17 protein-coding genes are annotated in these 12003 nt (G+C 42.5%); 2 read left to right on the top strand and 15 right to left on the bottom strand.

What is annotated here, in order from left to right; genetic code table 11:
- Window positions 1-77 precede the first annotated feature (77 nt).
- Window positions 78-1154 (top strand): serine hydrolase domain-containing protein, encoded by a 1077-nt coding sequence (locus tag AAEO56_RS06765; RefSeq protein ID WP_341696273.1) that lies wholly within the window; start codon window positions 78-80, stop codon window positions 1152-1154.
- Window positions 1155-1463: 309 nt separating this feature from the next.
- Here the strand turns inward: AAEO56_RS06765 and AAEO56_RS06760 are convergent, their stop codons facing one another.
- The 15 genes from AAEO56_RS06760 to AAEO56_RS06690 form a co-directional block, all read right to left on the bottom strand.
- Window positions 1464-2438, bottom strand: coding sequence for a hypothetical protein (locus tag AAEO56_RS06760; protein ID WP_341696272.1), 975 nt, complete (start codon window positions 2436-2438; stop codon window positions 1464-1466).
- Window positions 2435-2680, bottom strand: coding sequence for a hypothetical protein (locus AAEO56_RS06755; RefSeq protein WP_341696271.1), 246 nt, complete (start codon window positions 2678-2680; stop codon window positions 2435-2437). The genes AAEO56_RS06760 and AAEO56_RS06755 overlap by 4 nt, the downstream gene beginning before the upstream one ends.
- Window positions 2681-2718: 38 nt before the next feature.
- Window positions 2719-3672: a signal recognition particle-docking protein FtsY gene (gene ftsY / locus AAEO56_RS06750; RefSeq protein WP_341696270.1), complete on the bottom strand. Its 954-nt coding sequence runs from the start codon at window positions 3670-3672 to the stop codon at window positions 2719-2721.
- Window positions 3673-3769: 97 nt separating this feature from the next.
- Entirely contained in the window at window positions 3770-3922 is a 153-nt protein-coding gene (locus tag AAEO56_RS06745; protein ID WP_341696269.1) for a DUF4295 domain-containing protein, read from the bottom strand.
- Window positions 3923-3931: 9 nt separating this feature from the next.
- Entirely contained in the window at window positions 3932-4114 is a 183-nt protein-coding gene (gene rpmG / locus AAEO56_RS06740; RefSeq protein ID WP_008253902.1) for a 50S ribosomal protein L33, read from the bottom strand.
- Between the two features lie 26 nt (window positions 4115-4140).
- Window positions 4141-4377 carry a 50S ribosomal protein L28 gene (gene rpmB, locus AAEO56_RS06735; RefSeq protein ID WP_054409746.1) on the bottom strand — a complete coding sequence of 79 codons (237 nt, stop codon included), beginning with the start codon at window positions 4375-4377 and terminating at the stop codon, window positions 4141-4143.
- A 79-nt stretch (window positions 4378-4456) separates the two neighbouring features.
- Window positions 4457-5704: a competence/damage-inducible protein A gene (locus AAEO56_RS06730; RefSeq protein WP_341696268.1), complete on the bottom strand. Its 1248-nt coding sequence runs from the start codon at window positions 5702-5704 to the stop codon at window positions 4457-4459.
- Complete coding sequence (locus AAEO56_RS06725) at window positions 5701-6048, bottom strand: Hpt domain-containing protein (protein WP_341696267.1); 348 nt, start codon at window positions 6046-6048, stop codon at window positions 5701-5703. Before AAEO56_RS06725 ends, AAEO56_RS06730 begins: the two co-directional genes overlap by 4 nt.
- The gene (locus AAEO56_RS06720; RefSeq protein WP_341696266.1) at window positions 6048-6659 is read right to left on the bottom strand and encodes a fumarylacetoacetate hydrolase family protein; all 612 of its coding nucleotides are present in this window, start codon (window positions 6657-6659) and stop codon (window positions 6048-6050) included. Before AAEO56_RS06720 ends, AAEO56_RS06725 begins: the two co-directional genes overlap by 1 nt.
- Before the next feature lie 12 nt (window positions 6660-6671).
- Window positions 6672-7448 (bottom strand): 3'-5' exonuclease, encoded by a 777-nt coding sequence (locus AAEO56_RS06715; protein ID WP_341696265.1) that lies wholly within the window; start codon window positions 7446-7448, stop codon window positions 6672-6674.
- Between the two features lie 82 nt (window positions 7449-7530).
- Window positions 7531-8202: a M15 family metallopeptidase gene (locus AAEO56_RS06710; RefSeq protein WP_341696264.1), complete on the bottom strand. Its 672-nt coding sequence runs from the start codon at window positions 8200-8202 to the stop codon at window positions 7531-7533.
- A gap of 47 nt (window positions 8203-8249) precedes the next feature.
- Window positions 8250-8462 (bottom strand): hypothetical protein, encoded by a 213-nt coding sequence (locus tag AAEO56_RS06705; protein ID WP_341696263.1) that lies wholly within the window; start codon window positions 8460-8462, stop codon window positions 8250-8252.
- Between the two features lie 117 nt (window positions 8463-8579).
- Complete coding sequence (locus tag AAEO56_RS06700) at window positions 8580-9545, bottom strand: beta-propeller domain-containing protein (protein ID WP_341696262.1); 966 nt, start codon at window positions 9543-9545, stop codon at window positions 8580-8582.
- Between the two features lie 4 nt (window positions 9546-9549).
- Window positions 9550-10713: a PQQ-dependent sugar dehydrogenase gene (locus tag AAEO56_RS06695; protein ID WP_341696261.1), complete on the bottom strand. Its 1164-nt coding sequence runs from the start codon at window positions 10711-10713 to the stop codon at window positions 9550-9552.
- Window positions 10714-10771: 58 nt separating this feature from the next.
- Complete coding sequence (locus AAEO56_RS06690) at window positions 10772-11071, bottom strand: hypothetical protein (RefSeq protein WP_341696260.1); 300 nt, start codon at window positions 11069-11071, stop codon at window positions 10772-10774.
- Window positions 11072-11222: 151 nt separating this feature from the next.
- Here AAEO56_RS06690 and AAEO56_RS06685 point away from each other — a divergent pair, with 151 nt between their 5' ends.
- Window positions 11223-11840 (top strand): hypothetical protein, encoded by a 618-nt coding sequence (locus tag AAEO56_RS06685; RefSeq protein WP_341696259.1) that lies wholly within the window; start codon window positions 11223-11225, stop codon window positions 11838-11840.
- Window positions 11841-12003: the final 163 nt, after the last annotated feature.

Genomic DNA, 12003 nt, shown 5'->3' with positions numbered 1-12003 from the left:
TTACTCAATATTTGGCTCATCATTTAGAAACATATTAAACTATTTCATACTTTTAAAGTCTTACAGAAAAAACTGACATGAAAAAGATCTGGTCACTAGTAATCCCGGTATGCTTTTTTGCAGCATGCAGCTCCTCTGACAGCGAGACACCACAGGAAAATCCTGACAATGAAGCTATGTACTTTCCTGATAACAATTCTGACGTTTGGGAAACTAAAGATATTTCCACAATGGAATGGAATGAAGCTGCGGTACAGCCCTTGCTGGATTTCCTCGAAGAAAAGCACAGCCGCTCTTTTATGATATTGGTCAATGGGCGCATTGTAATGGAGGAATATTTCAACGGACATACTGCTACAACGCCATGGTACTGGGCAAGTGCAGGGAAAACATTAACGGCAACCATGACCGGCATTGCAGAGCAGGAGGGGTTTCTTAACATCAATGATAAAGTTTCTGACTATCTCGGTATAGGCTGGACAAGCGAACCGTTAGCCAAAGAAAACCTGATAACCAACCGCCACCTGCTTACCATGACCTCCGGGCTGGATGATGCCAATGGCGATGATGTTTCGCCTGCCAACCTTCAATACAAGGCCGATGCAGGCACCAGGTGGGCTTATCATAATGTGTATGTGAAACTTCAGGATGTTATTGCTGAGGCTACAGGGCAGACGTGGGAAAATTATTTTAATGCCAAATTAAAAACACCGATAGGAATGAACGGCACATGGCTGGAAAGCGGTGACGACCTTAGCGTATATTGGAGTACTACCCGCAGCATGGCCCGTTTTGGTTTGCTCGCACTGAACAATGGTAAATGGAAAAGCCAGCAGGTCATCAATACCGCATATTTCAATGCGATGACAACTCCTTCGCAGGGCATCAATAAATCCTATGGTTACCTGTGGTGGCTCAATGGTAAGGAAAGCTATCACATGCCGCAAACGCAGTTTCAATTCGATGGAGAGCTCATACCTACCGGCCCTTCGGACATGTTTATGGCCTTAGGTAAAAACGACCAGAAAATTTATGTGATCCCTTCCAAAAAGATGGTCATTATCCGAATGGGCGATGCCGCCGACGAAGCGAACTGGGCGCTGTCAGGATTTGATGAGGATTTATGGGAGAAGATAAGTGCAGTTATTAATTAACCGCATTCGATATAAAATAATCGTGAATATCAAAGTTGAAATATGCCGCGCTGCACAAAATCAGCATTGAAAGAATAACTACAGGCCAAAACAGTTTTCTAGTAAGCAGGTAAAAAACATTCAAAAAAACCACAAAAGCATAGATTACGACCATTGCAATACTAAAATTCCGGATCCCTGTTAAAAGGGATTCCGGAATTAAAGGATTACTTAAATTGGCTGCGGATTGAAAATAGCGTACTGCAACTATAGTCATCTGCAAAAAGCTTATAGCAAGGATTACAATTGCTATTATCTTCCTGTCCTTCATTAAAACGAATATCTAAGATTAAGCATAACCCTGCTTATTTGTGTTATATCAGCTGTTGGACTATTCGTGAACATATTCCTATTAGTCTCATACCTCACGCAAATGCCATATTTATCATTAAATACATATCCGACACCAAAATTCGCAAAAAATGAGGTTTTGATCTCAATATCAGACGTGCTATTTGGAGGATCGCCAAAAAGGAATGTTGAATTTTCAATATTTCCGAAAGGAAAGTTCATCCCGAAAGCGCCGTCTATGAATATTTTATTGGCAGCATTAATAATTAAGTTATAGCGTGGCCCTAAGTAAAAATTAATGTTTGACGAATCAAGTTTGTATCTTGTCCTTAACCTGCTGGTGGTATTGTTGAATTTATATGTTATATCAGACGACATTTTTTCATATTCGCCACGAAAGAAAAACTCCCATTTGTCTGAAGGCATCCTGAAGGCAATCTCCGCCCCGGCACTATAATTCAGGTCGTTGGTTTTCCCTGACTCAAGTGTACTGCCTTTTATACCAAAACTCATATTGCCCAGACCTGCATACACTGTATAAACCGTTTTAATTTTTTTTGCTGTATCATTAGTATATTCAACACTTTCAGAACCTGCACATGTATTATTGCTTTTAAACAATTTTACAAATGTATCTTCAGAATAATTTATATTGGTAAATTCTTCAATACCTTTATTTTCGCAGTTTATATTATTGAATAGCTGTTGCCTGAACTGTTTATTTTCTGCAATTGTCGATTCCGTTTGCTTATATTTTTTGTAAACAAGCTGTTCTGGATAATCTTTCTTATTATTTACCGAATAAAAATATTTAATCCCATCACTTTGTCTATAGGAATATAAAGTGGAAGCGCCTTCAACCAAAATGTTTAAAAAAACGGTTTTAAGCACCCAATGCGGCTCTTTATCACCGCTAAGCCTCTTGACATTGGAAGGTGACATGTCTATTTTCACTTCATATTTCCTGAATTTAAATTGACCTGAAATCCCATACTCGTTGATTTTCGAAGGATCAAGCTTTGTATACGCCCTCCTGGTGAATTGGTAAATTCCAACGAGTTTTCATTATAAAAATCGGTTGTCTTATAGTACCCCTCGGTTTTCTTGCCGCCATTATCTATATAATAGCCCTGCTGATCCTGCGCAAAAGCATTCAGCCCTATAAATAAGGCTGTAAGTAAGGTAAAAAATTTCATCAGTATGATTTGGTTTATTGGTTACGGGAAGATTGGTATTATTTAAAGAAAGAATCCACAAATTCATATTTATTGAAAACCTGTAGGTCTTCTATACCTTCTCCAACACCTATGTATTTTACAGGTATCTGGAACTGGTCGGATATACCTATGACCACTCCTCCTTTTGCAGTGCCATCAAGTTTGGTTACCGCAAGCGAGGTCACTTCTGTCGCTGCTGTAAATTGTTTGGCCTGTTCGAAAGCATTCTGCCCGGTAGAGCCGTCAAGCACCAGCAATACATCATGCGGGGCATCTTCCACAACCTTCTGCATTACACGCTTTACTTTGGTAAGCTCATTCATCAGGTTTACTTTGTTGTGCAAACGTCCGGCCGTATCTATGATAACCACATCGGCATTCTGGCTTACGGCGCTTTGCAAAGTATCAAAGGCCACAGATGCCGGGTCGCTGCCCATTTGCTGCCTCACAATAGGCACACCTACCCTGTCGGCCCAAATCTGGAGCTGGTCTATTGCCGCTGCCCTAAAGGTGTCTGCTGCGCCTAATACTACGCTGTATCCTGATTTTTTTAGCTGGTAGGCCAACTTTCCTATGGTAGTTGTTTTACCAACGCCGTTCACGCCAACCACCATCAATACGTATGGTTTTTTATTGGCAGGGATGTCAAATTCGGTTGCTTCGCCGGAATTGGTTTCCGAAAGCAGGGCTGCAATCTCCTCCCGCAATATCCGGTTTAGTTCTTCTGTACCCATGTATTTATCGCGCGAAACACGTTCCTCAATGCGTCCTATGATCTTAAGGGTAGTATTTACGCCCACGTCCGATGAAACGAGTATTTCCTCAAGGTTATCGAGCACTTCGTCATCAACCCTTGATTTTCCTGCAATAGCTTTAGAAAGCTTGGAAAAGAAAGTAGTTTTCGTTTTTTCGAGGCCTTTATCTAATGTTTCCTTCTTTTCGGAGGAAAATATTTTTTTAAAAAAATTCATAATTGCAAATAGTCAGTTTTTTTCCGCGGTAAATATAGAAAATAAAAAAGCTACTTTCTTTAACTGAAAGTAGCTTTTCTATATATTGTAAGGGATATTATTTCTTCTTAAGAAATGTATCCACTTCTTCAGGAGCCATAACGCTTTCAACGAAAGTATAAGCGCCTGTTTTAGGAGATCTTACCATTTTGATTGCTTTAGTTAACCTCTTTGAAGATGTCTGTAACGATGCTACGGTTTTCTTTGCCATGACTCTTTATTATTTAATTTCTTTATGTACAGTCACACGTTTAAGGATAGGGTTGAATTTTTTGATCTCAAGCCTGTCCGGAGTGTTCTTTTTGTTTTTGGTAGTAATATACCTTGAAGTACCCGGAACACCAGAAGTCTTGTGTTCAGTACATTCTAAAATTACCTGGATTCTGTTGCCTTTCTTTGCCATCTTGCTATATATTTATAAGGTAAGGATTATTTAATAAATCCGTTAGCTTTAGCTTCTTTCAAAACTGCAGCAATACCATTTTTATTAATTGTTTTGATAGTAGAAGCAGCTACCCTAAGAGTTATCCACCTGTCTTCTTCAGGAAGATAAAAACGCTTCTTCACTAAGTTTACACTAAATTTCCTTTTAGTTTTATTCATAGCGTGGGAAACATTATTTCCTACCATCGCTTTTTTACCTGTAAGGGCACAAACTCTTGACATTATTTCTCGCTTTTATATCGTTATTCAAAATCAGGGTGCAAAGAAACAAAAAATAAAAGTATTAACCAAACACAATCAATCAGTTTTTTAAAATTTCCTGATAAATCTTTTCAAGCCCTTTATTTGCAGCTCTTTCGATAACTTTTTCGCGAGGCTGCCCCAAATCATATTTTTCGCTGTAAATCCCTTGCGGCGTAGCAAAAGCGATATAAACAGTCCCTACTTCGGCATCTGCATCCCCTTTTGAAGGACCTGCATTTCCGGTTGTGGCAATGGCAAAATCAGTACCAAATATTTTTTGTGCACCAGTGGCCATAGCTTCGGCAACCTCGGCACTCACCACAGAATATTTATCAATAAGCTCCTGCGGGACTCCCAGTACCGTAACTTTTGAAGAAGCCGAATAGGTTACCGCGCTTCCTTTAAAATACGCTGAGGCGCCTGCTACAGACGTTAGCAGCTGTGCTATCCTGCCGCCCGTACAACTTTCGGCTGTAGCTATAGTTTTACCCTTTTCGGCAAGGAGCCTTCCCAGAACGACTTCTATGGTATCGCCCTCGTCATAGCCCACTATTATATCACCTATCAGTCCACGCAGCTTTTCGGTCTCCAAAGCAATACGATCCCTCAGCATCGCTTCATCTACGCCGCGGGCGCTCAGCCTGAGCCTTACGCGGCCCGGGTGCGGAAGGTAGGCCAGCTTAATAAATTCGGGAAGGTTGTTTTCCCAGTCTTCAATACGCTCAGCAATATGGCTCTCGCCCTGCCCGTATGTCAGCAGTGTTTTATGGATTATATACGGCCGCTCAAATTGTGTTACAAGGCGCGGTACAACTTCATTCTCAACAAGGTATTTCATTTCATAAGGCACACCGGGCAGCGAGACGAATACAGTGTTGCCTTTTTCCATCCACATGCCGGGAGCGGTCCCTACAGCATTATGAAGCACAGTACTTTTTGAAGGCACAAGTGCCTGGTCTTTATTTACCTGCGATGCCTCCCTCCCTATCACCTTTTCAAACAAATCCACCACATGGGCTTCTACCATCCCGTTTCGCACCAGGTGGTCGTCAAAGTATTCGCATAGGGTAGTTTTCGTGATATCGTCCTTTGTAGGGCCAAGTCCGCCGGTAATGATAACCACATCCACACGGTTCTGTAAAAAAGCAAGTGTACTGAGTATGTGCAGCCTGTCATCACTTATAGACAACATTTCATATACGCCAATACCGATTTTATCGAGCGCTTTTGCTATAAATCCGGAATTGGTATCGGTAATCTGCCCTATAAGTATCTCATCGCCAACAGTAACTATTGCTGCTTTCATAATAGTTCGTAGTCTTTTTTTATTTCTTTTAAGGTAAGGCCCACAAGCTCTTTCAGGCTCTCCACAACTTCTTTGATCTCCCTCCTTTTGCCTTGCGCCCTGCTCCAGTTTTCAATAGCTGTCACATCTTCATACGCCAGGTCCATGCCTAACAGGTCAAGCGTTGGCTTTATCTTATGGGCGGCATGGTACACCCTTTCATAATCCTTGCTCTCAAAGCCTTTTTTTATATTTTTTATTTCAACCGGGACTTCTTCGGTAAACAGCACAACGATTTGCCTGGCAAATTCCAGGTCGTTGTCAGAAATCGCATAAACCTTTGATAAATTGTAGTTCAGTGCCATTATTTTACCTGTACTTTAAATAATTTCCTGCCTTCCAAAAAGCCCTCCAAAACATCTTCACGGCTTACTTTCGCAACCCCTTCCGGTGTTCCGGTAAAGATGACATCACCCGTGCGCAGCGTGAAGTATTGCGAAATATAAGCAATTAACTCATCTATCTTCCAAAGCATGTGCTGCGTATTTCCCTGTTGCACTACAGCACCATTATTGGTCAGCTCAAAATTGATGTTATCCAATGTGCCCAGTTCCGATTTCGATACGAAATCCCCTATCACGGCCGACCCGTCGAATGCTTTTGCCTTTTCCCACGGCAGACCTTTCTCCTTCAGTTTTGCCTGTACGTCACGGGCTGTAAAGTCAATACCAAGGCCTATTTCGTCATAATATTTATGGGCAAATTTTGCATCGATATATTTGCCTACTTTATTGATCTTTACCAAAACCTCAACCTCGTGGTGTACGTCGTTGCTAAATTCCGGGATTACAAAAGGAAACTGCTTTTGTACAACAGCCGTATCAGGCTTAAGGAAAATAACCGGTTCTTCCGGCCTTTCATTTTCGAGTTCCTCAATGTGTTTGGCATAATTCCTGCCAATACAGATGATCTTCATATCCTGCTGAATTTAAGCCAATTTATTATTTAATTTCCGGAGTTTGATCGCCGTTAAGACTTTTTTAGTATAGAGTGGAAAATCGGCATTCTGGATCCAGCCATAATAGCCCGGTTCCTGCTCCAGCACCTTCTCAACCTTGGCGCCTTTGTGCTTACCGAAGGTAAAAATTTCCTCGCCATCTTTATCCTTCGCGATAAAGCCTGCAAAATCGACATTTATTTTACGGGTGGTATATTCCGACAGTAATTTTACATCATTTTCAAGATCCGGATAGCGGTCCAGCTGCGATTTTAGTATTTCGTATGTAGCATTGGTGTCCGCTTCTGCACTGTGCGCATTTTCAAGTATTTGGCCACAATAAAATTTGTAAGCAGCGCTTAGCGTACGCTCTTCCTTTTTATGGAATATCGTCTGCACGTCTACCGAAACCCTGTTCTTCATATCGAAGTCAAGCCCGGCCCTGAGCAGCTCTTCTGCCAATAACGGAATATCAAACCTGTCAGAGTTGTACCCTCCAAGGTCGGAATCTTTAATTAGAGCATGTATCTGGTGTGCCAGTTCTTTAAAGGTAGGCTCATTAGCCACTTTCTCATCGGTTATGCCATGAAAAGCGATGGTTTGCGGCGGTATAGGCCTTTCCGGGTTTACCAGCCACGTGCGGCTTTCCTTGTTTCCGTTGGGATATACCTTCAGTATTGATATTTCTACGATGCGGTCCTTGCAAATGTCGGTACCGGTGGTTTCCAGGTCAAAAAAGCAAATCGGCCTGTGCAGTTTAAGTTCCATATACAAAATTTATGAAAACAAAGATACGGGACAAAATTATAATCAGGGATTATCCTGCTTTTTTTCTTCGTTAAAATAAAGGTTACGGACAATCCCATTTAAAACCGGCGTTGGCATAGCGTTTCTTGCGGTAGTCAAAGTGCCACCACTCACTCGAAAGCGGTGTAAAACCTGCTTTCATCATTATGTTGCGGAGTTGCTTCCTGTTCTTTTTCCCGATCTTTGAAACACCCTCATTGTCATAATGCGATATTTTGGAAAAATCGTCAAACATCCCGCCCATATCCAGCAGGTTGCCATCTTCATCAGCCAGGGTAATGTCAATTGCAGCGCCACGATTGTGGTTGGACCCTTTGCCGGGCGGCGCCACATATTGCGGGTCATTTACAATGTCATACATTGTTTTCTGGAAACTATACGGACGATAACAGTCGTACACTACCAACCTGAGGTTTTTATCCTTAGCAATTTCGTTCGCTTTGTCGAGTGCTTCAGCTACTTCGGGACGGAGAAAGCAACGGGCACAGGGATATATTTTAGTATGCATGAAATTGGCCGTATCGGCATAAGCCATGCGGTTAATCATACCGGATGCCTCAAAATCGACCTCAGCCCAAACCGGATTCACTGAATCGAGGCCTGTTGAAGCGATATTGTTTTGTCCATAGAATTTTATGCTCCGGGGCTTGATAGAAACTGCCGAGCATAATACTACTGTAAGCGCTAAAAACAATATGCCTTTAATGATTTTCATGTAGCTAATTTTTGGCGAAACACAAAGATAGGGAATTGGGATGATTCTTAATCTTCATAGCCACATACGGTCTTCCCTTGTTTTTCGGCTTCGGATAAAGTTACTTTCCCTATCTCCGCTTTGCAATTCGAGAGGCCTTTGCAGTCTTTAGTAAAATGATAGCGTTTTGCATTCTTGCTTTGGCAGATGTACACATCCTTATCACTGGTAAAAGATGTGAAGAGCATAATTATTATAAGCAGGAGTAGCTTTTCAATCATATTAAATACTTATCGCTTTACAAATATAAAGTAATATTACCGTAGTTTATTGATTAACAACAAAAAGGCCGGAGATTTGAATCCCCGGCCTCACGTACCTGAAAACTTTGCAAAAAACTATTTTACCGGACGGAATACCGCCATTTGTATATCAAATTTTTTCGAAGGGACATTATTGCCTTCTCCCAGTTCGCTGAAGTTGGCATTCATGATCCACGTTTCGTTACCTGCTATGGCAGCTGTTGAAGGGTATTTGAACCTGTCTCCTGCAAGTGTTGCTTCGGCAGGCTTTGCTGTCACCCAGTTATCAGTCGATTTTATCCTGAATATTTTATCGACACCACCATTCTGTACCAGAGTCAGTGTATTTGCATCGTTCAGCAGCATACCGTCTGCTCCCGGAAAGAACTGGTCGATCTTCACTTTGGTAACGTTGCCGGGATTATTGATGTCCACTTTAAAAAGGCAGCCCTGCCCATTACCGGTGGCCAGCAGGAATCCTCCCGGATGCCACACAATGCCATTAAGCCCCACCCCTGCTGTTTTAAATAGATCGCTTTTGCTAAACACAGAAGCCTTGCCCGAAGCATCTACCTTATATATCGCATGGGCGAAACTGTCAGTGATATATGCATTGCCCTTATCGTCAAATGTTAAATCATTAGGGAAGTGTTCACCGGGCACCAGTTTAGATAGGTCGGTATCCGCCAGCTTTTTACCTGTTTTAAGGTCGATACTTATCAAACGCGCCATTTTCTTCTTAGTGTCCGGCGTGCTGTATATGCTGTAATTGGCATCCCCCACACAGGCAAATAACCTCTTCCCGTCGGGATGAACCTTCAGCCCGTAGGTCGACTTGAGTGCGGCATCAGTATACAATGCCGTATATTTTCCGGAACGGTCTACTTTACCAATTGTTCCAAGCCTTGCAGACGATACATAAAATACATTCGATGCCTTATCATAGGCTATGCCCTCCGGATAGGCACCCGGGGCTTCAAATTCTATCCTTGCCGTAGGTTTATCCTGCGCCACTGCAATTGCAGAATATGCCAGTATTATCCCTGCTATATAATTTTTCATACTCTTATTTTTGTTTGATACAATAAATTACCCCGTTAGCATCATCAGAAACGTATACGGTGTTGCCCGATATAATAATTCCTGCAGGCCGTCCGAAGCGTTCGTTGCCTTTCAGGAACCCACTCAGGAAATCCTCGGTGCCTGTAGGCTTGCCATCCTTATATTTAATGCGCTGCACCTTGAAACCTGATGGCACCTGCCTGTTCCATGATCCGTGCCAGCACACCAATGCGTCACCTTTATTGGCACCATTGTCAAAAAAAGCAAATGCTATCGGGGCGCTGTGGGCCGGAAACTCCAATATGGCAGTCATAGTTGCTGCGGCCCATCCTTCTTTGGTGTTGCCAACAGGGTCTTCGCGGGTTTCATCTACAACCCTGTTGCCATAAGCAAACGGGAATCCGTAATTGCCATCCTTTACAATGTGGTTGAGTTCTTCGGGAGGCCACTCGTCGCTTTTGTAGTCCCCGCCATTATCAACACCCCACATTTCCCCTGTAGCAGGGTGAAAGTCGAAGCCGATAGTATTGCGCAGGCCGGATGCATATAATTTCCTTTTCCAGGTAACCGAGTCCACCTGGAGCATCGCCGCAGTTTCCTTGTCGCTTTCCTTGCAGTCATTGCAAACGCTCCCTACAGATATGTACAGTTTGCCGTCAGGGCCCCAGTCCATAGTCCGGTTGGCATGCTGGCCCCCGCTGGGCAGGTCTTTTATCAGTGTATCCGCGACAGCGCCAAGAGTACCGTCGGTATTCATCTTGTAGCGCAGCACCTTATTATTATTGCAGAGGTACATGTAACCATCTTTGGCTGTAATACCGTGTACACCCGGAAAATCGGCCACACGGGTCATGTCTTCAAATTTATTGTCTTTATTGGTATCCTTCAGCATCAGCACATCCCCAGCATCGCGACGTGTGATGTACAGTTCGCCATTAGGCCCGTTATAAAGCATCCGTGGCTTACCCAGCCCTGTTGCTGCTACGGTTGCCTGCCACCCATTGGGAACCTTCAGTTCGTTTACCATTGCAGGGCTGAATTCAATTTGCGTGGGGTAGTTGGTTGTTACCGTTGTTTTAGTATCCTCTTTAGGAGGGATACCCTTCTGGGCATGCATCCCGGCAGGTGCGAAAACCAAAAACAAGGCTATTTTCAAAGTAATTTTCATGACATAGAGTATTATAATTAAAAAAAGGCCTGCAAACATAGTATGCAGGCCAATAAGATTATACCGTAATGTCGGTATCTGTGTCTGGCTCGGCATAGCGACTCAAAGGATGATTGTCCTGAGCATCATGGCCTTCAAGCTTCACCAGTTTGTTGTACACACCAAGCAATAAGAATGGTGCCGCCCATTGCCCCACAAATAGTGCTGTGTGGCTTTTGCCGATAACTTTCAGGGTTGCAGAAGCACCCATCGCGCCTAATGCGGCCCAAAGGAAAATGTCGGAAGGAAGTTTTGATGTCTGGTTTTCGATAGCCTTTGCTACCTTACCTTCAGAGTGGTCGTTTTTCAAAATTGCCATAATAATAGATTTAGAATTAATACTTTATAATCGGATGAAGTGTAAAGGTACCGGCCTTGCTGTTAAGCAATATACAGCGTAATGTTAATTAGTTATAAGGTTACGTTAAACTAAAAAAGCCTTCCTATCTTTACGTTTTAATCAAATTTCTATGAAAAAATTACTTGCTTTATGCGGGCTGCTGCTTATCCTGACAGGCTGCGATTCGGCCTCTTCCGGAACTAACGCGCCACAATCATTCAGTGCTGCTTCAGAGAAAGGCCTTGCCATCGGTACCATTACTTTTGAAGGCGATACGCCGGCCAATGATATTTACCGATTTTTCTATGGCCCAACATCCGGCGACAAAAAATTCGTAAGGCGCAATGCCGGGAAAATAATGATGAAGGCAGGAAGGGAGAACGGCAGGAATTTTACCGGAGATTTTAACGACAGTAAAACCTATCTCTTTATTATTGAAGCAGATCCCGGCAGCTACGCTTTCACACAGTACAATCACCTTGACCATATAGGCCCTATGGGCACGCTGACCAATAGCCGCAAATTCGCCATACCTTTTGAAATAAAAAAAGGAGAAATAGCGTATATAGGGGAACTCAATTACAAGGACAAGGCTGAAGCGGGGACACCTAAAATATTCGTCTCAGGCTCTTTTGAGCGGGACATGGCTGAATTTATGAGGAAATTTCCGGGCATCGACTGGAGCAGTACACAAAATAAAACTGTCAAAACCGGCGACAAAGGCAATGGGATGGTTGAGTTCCTGTAAGAATTTCAATACCATTTAATAATTTTAACAAGAATTTATACATTAATCCAAACAAAATAGCCTGTCAATGTTAAAATATTAACTTTTAACAGTTTTTATTGCGATTTTACCAAAGCCTCTTCTTACATTTATATGAATTAAACTTATAAACTTAATTAGGCTT

It is taken from the genome of Flavobacterium arundinis, assembly GCF_038289855.1.
Taxonomy (GTDB): Bacteria; Bacteroidota; Bacteroidia; order Flavobacteriales; family Flavobacteriaceae; genus Flavobacterium; species Flavobacterium arundinis.
The sequence above is the reverse complement of the archived record's forward strand: the minus strand, read 5'-3'. Positions and strand labels throughout refer to the sequence as shown.

Excerpts from the sequence above, each read along its gene's own strand:
- AAEO56_RS06765 (WP_341696273.1), top strand. The coding sequence starts at position 78 with ATGAAAAAGATCTGGTCACTAGTAATCCCGGTATGCTTTTTTGCAGCA.
- AAEO56_RS06755 (WP_341696271.1), bottom strand. The coding sequence starts at position 2,680 with ATGAAATTTTTTACCTTACTTACAGCCTTATTTATAGGGCTGAATGCT.
- ftsY (WP_341696270.1), bottom strand. The coding sequence starts at position 3,672 with ATGAATTTTTTTAAAAAAATATTTTCCTCCGAAAAGAAGGAAACATTA.
- AAEO56_RS06745 (WP_341696269.1), bottom strand. The coding sequence starts at position 3,922 with ATGGCAAAGAAAACCGTAGCATCGTTACAGACATCTTCAAAGAGGTTA.
- rpmG (WP_008253902.1), bottom strand. The coding sequence starts at position 4,114 with ATGGCAAAGAAAGGCAACAGAATCCAGGTAATTTTAGAATGTACTGAA.
- rpmB (WP_054409746.1), bottom strand. The coding sequence starts at position 4,377 with ATGTCAAGAGTTTGTGCCCTTACAGGTAAAAAAGCGATGGTAGGAAAT.
- AAEO56_RS06730 (WP_341696268.1), bottom strand. The coding sequence starts at position 5,704 with ATGAAAGCAGCAATAGTTACTGTTGGCGATGAGATACTTATAGGGCAG.
- AAEO56_RS06725 (WP_341696267.1), bottom strand. The coding sequence starts at position 6,048 with ATGGCACTGAACTACAATTTATCAAAGGTTTATGCGATTTCTGACAAC.
- AAEO56_RS06720 (WP_341696266.1), bottom strand. The coding sequence starts at position 6,659 with ATGAAGATCATCTGTATTGGCAGGAATTATGCCAAACACATTGAGGAA.
- AAEO56_RS06715 (WP_341696265.1), bottom strand. The coding sequence starts at position 7,448 with ATGGAACTTAAACTGCACAGGCCGATTTGCTTTTTTGACCTGGAAACC.
- AAEO56_RS06710 (WP_341696264.1), bottom strand. The coding sequence starts at position 8,202 with ATGAAAATCATTAAAGGCATATTGTTTTTAGCGCTTACAGTAGTATTA.
- AAEO56_RS06705 (WP_341696263.1), bottom strand. The coding sequence starts at position 8,462 with ATGATTGAAAAGCTACTCCTGCTTATAATAATTATGCTCTTCACATCT.
- AAEO56_RS06700 (WP_341696262.1), bottom strand. The coding sequence starts at position 9,545 with ATGAAAAATTATATAGCAGGGATAATACTGGCATATTCTGCAATTGCA.
- AAEO56_RS06695 (WP_341696261.1), bottom strand. The coding sequence starts at position 10,713 with ATGAAAATTACTTTGAAAATAGCCTTGTTTTTGGTTTTCGCACCTGCC.
- AAEO56_RS06690 (WP_341696260.1), bottom strand. The coding sequence starts at position 11,071 with ATGGCAATTTTGAAAAACGACCACTCTGAAGGTAAGGTAGCAAAGGCT.
- AAEO56_RS06685 (WP_341696259.1), top strand. The coding sequence starts at position 11,223 with ATGAAAAAATTACTTGCTTTATGCGGGCTGCTGCTTATCCTGACAGGC.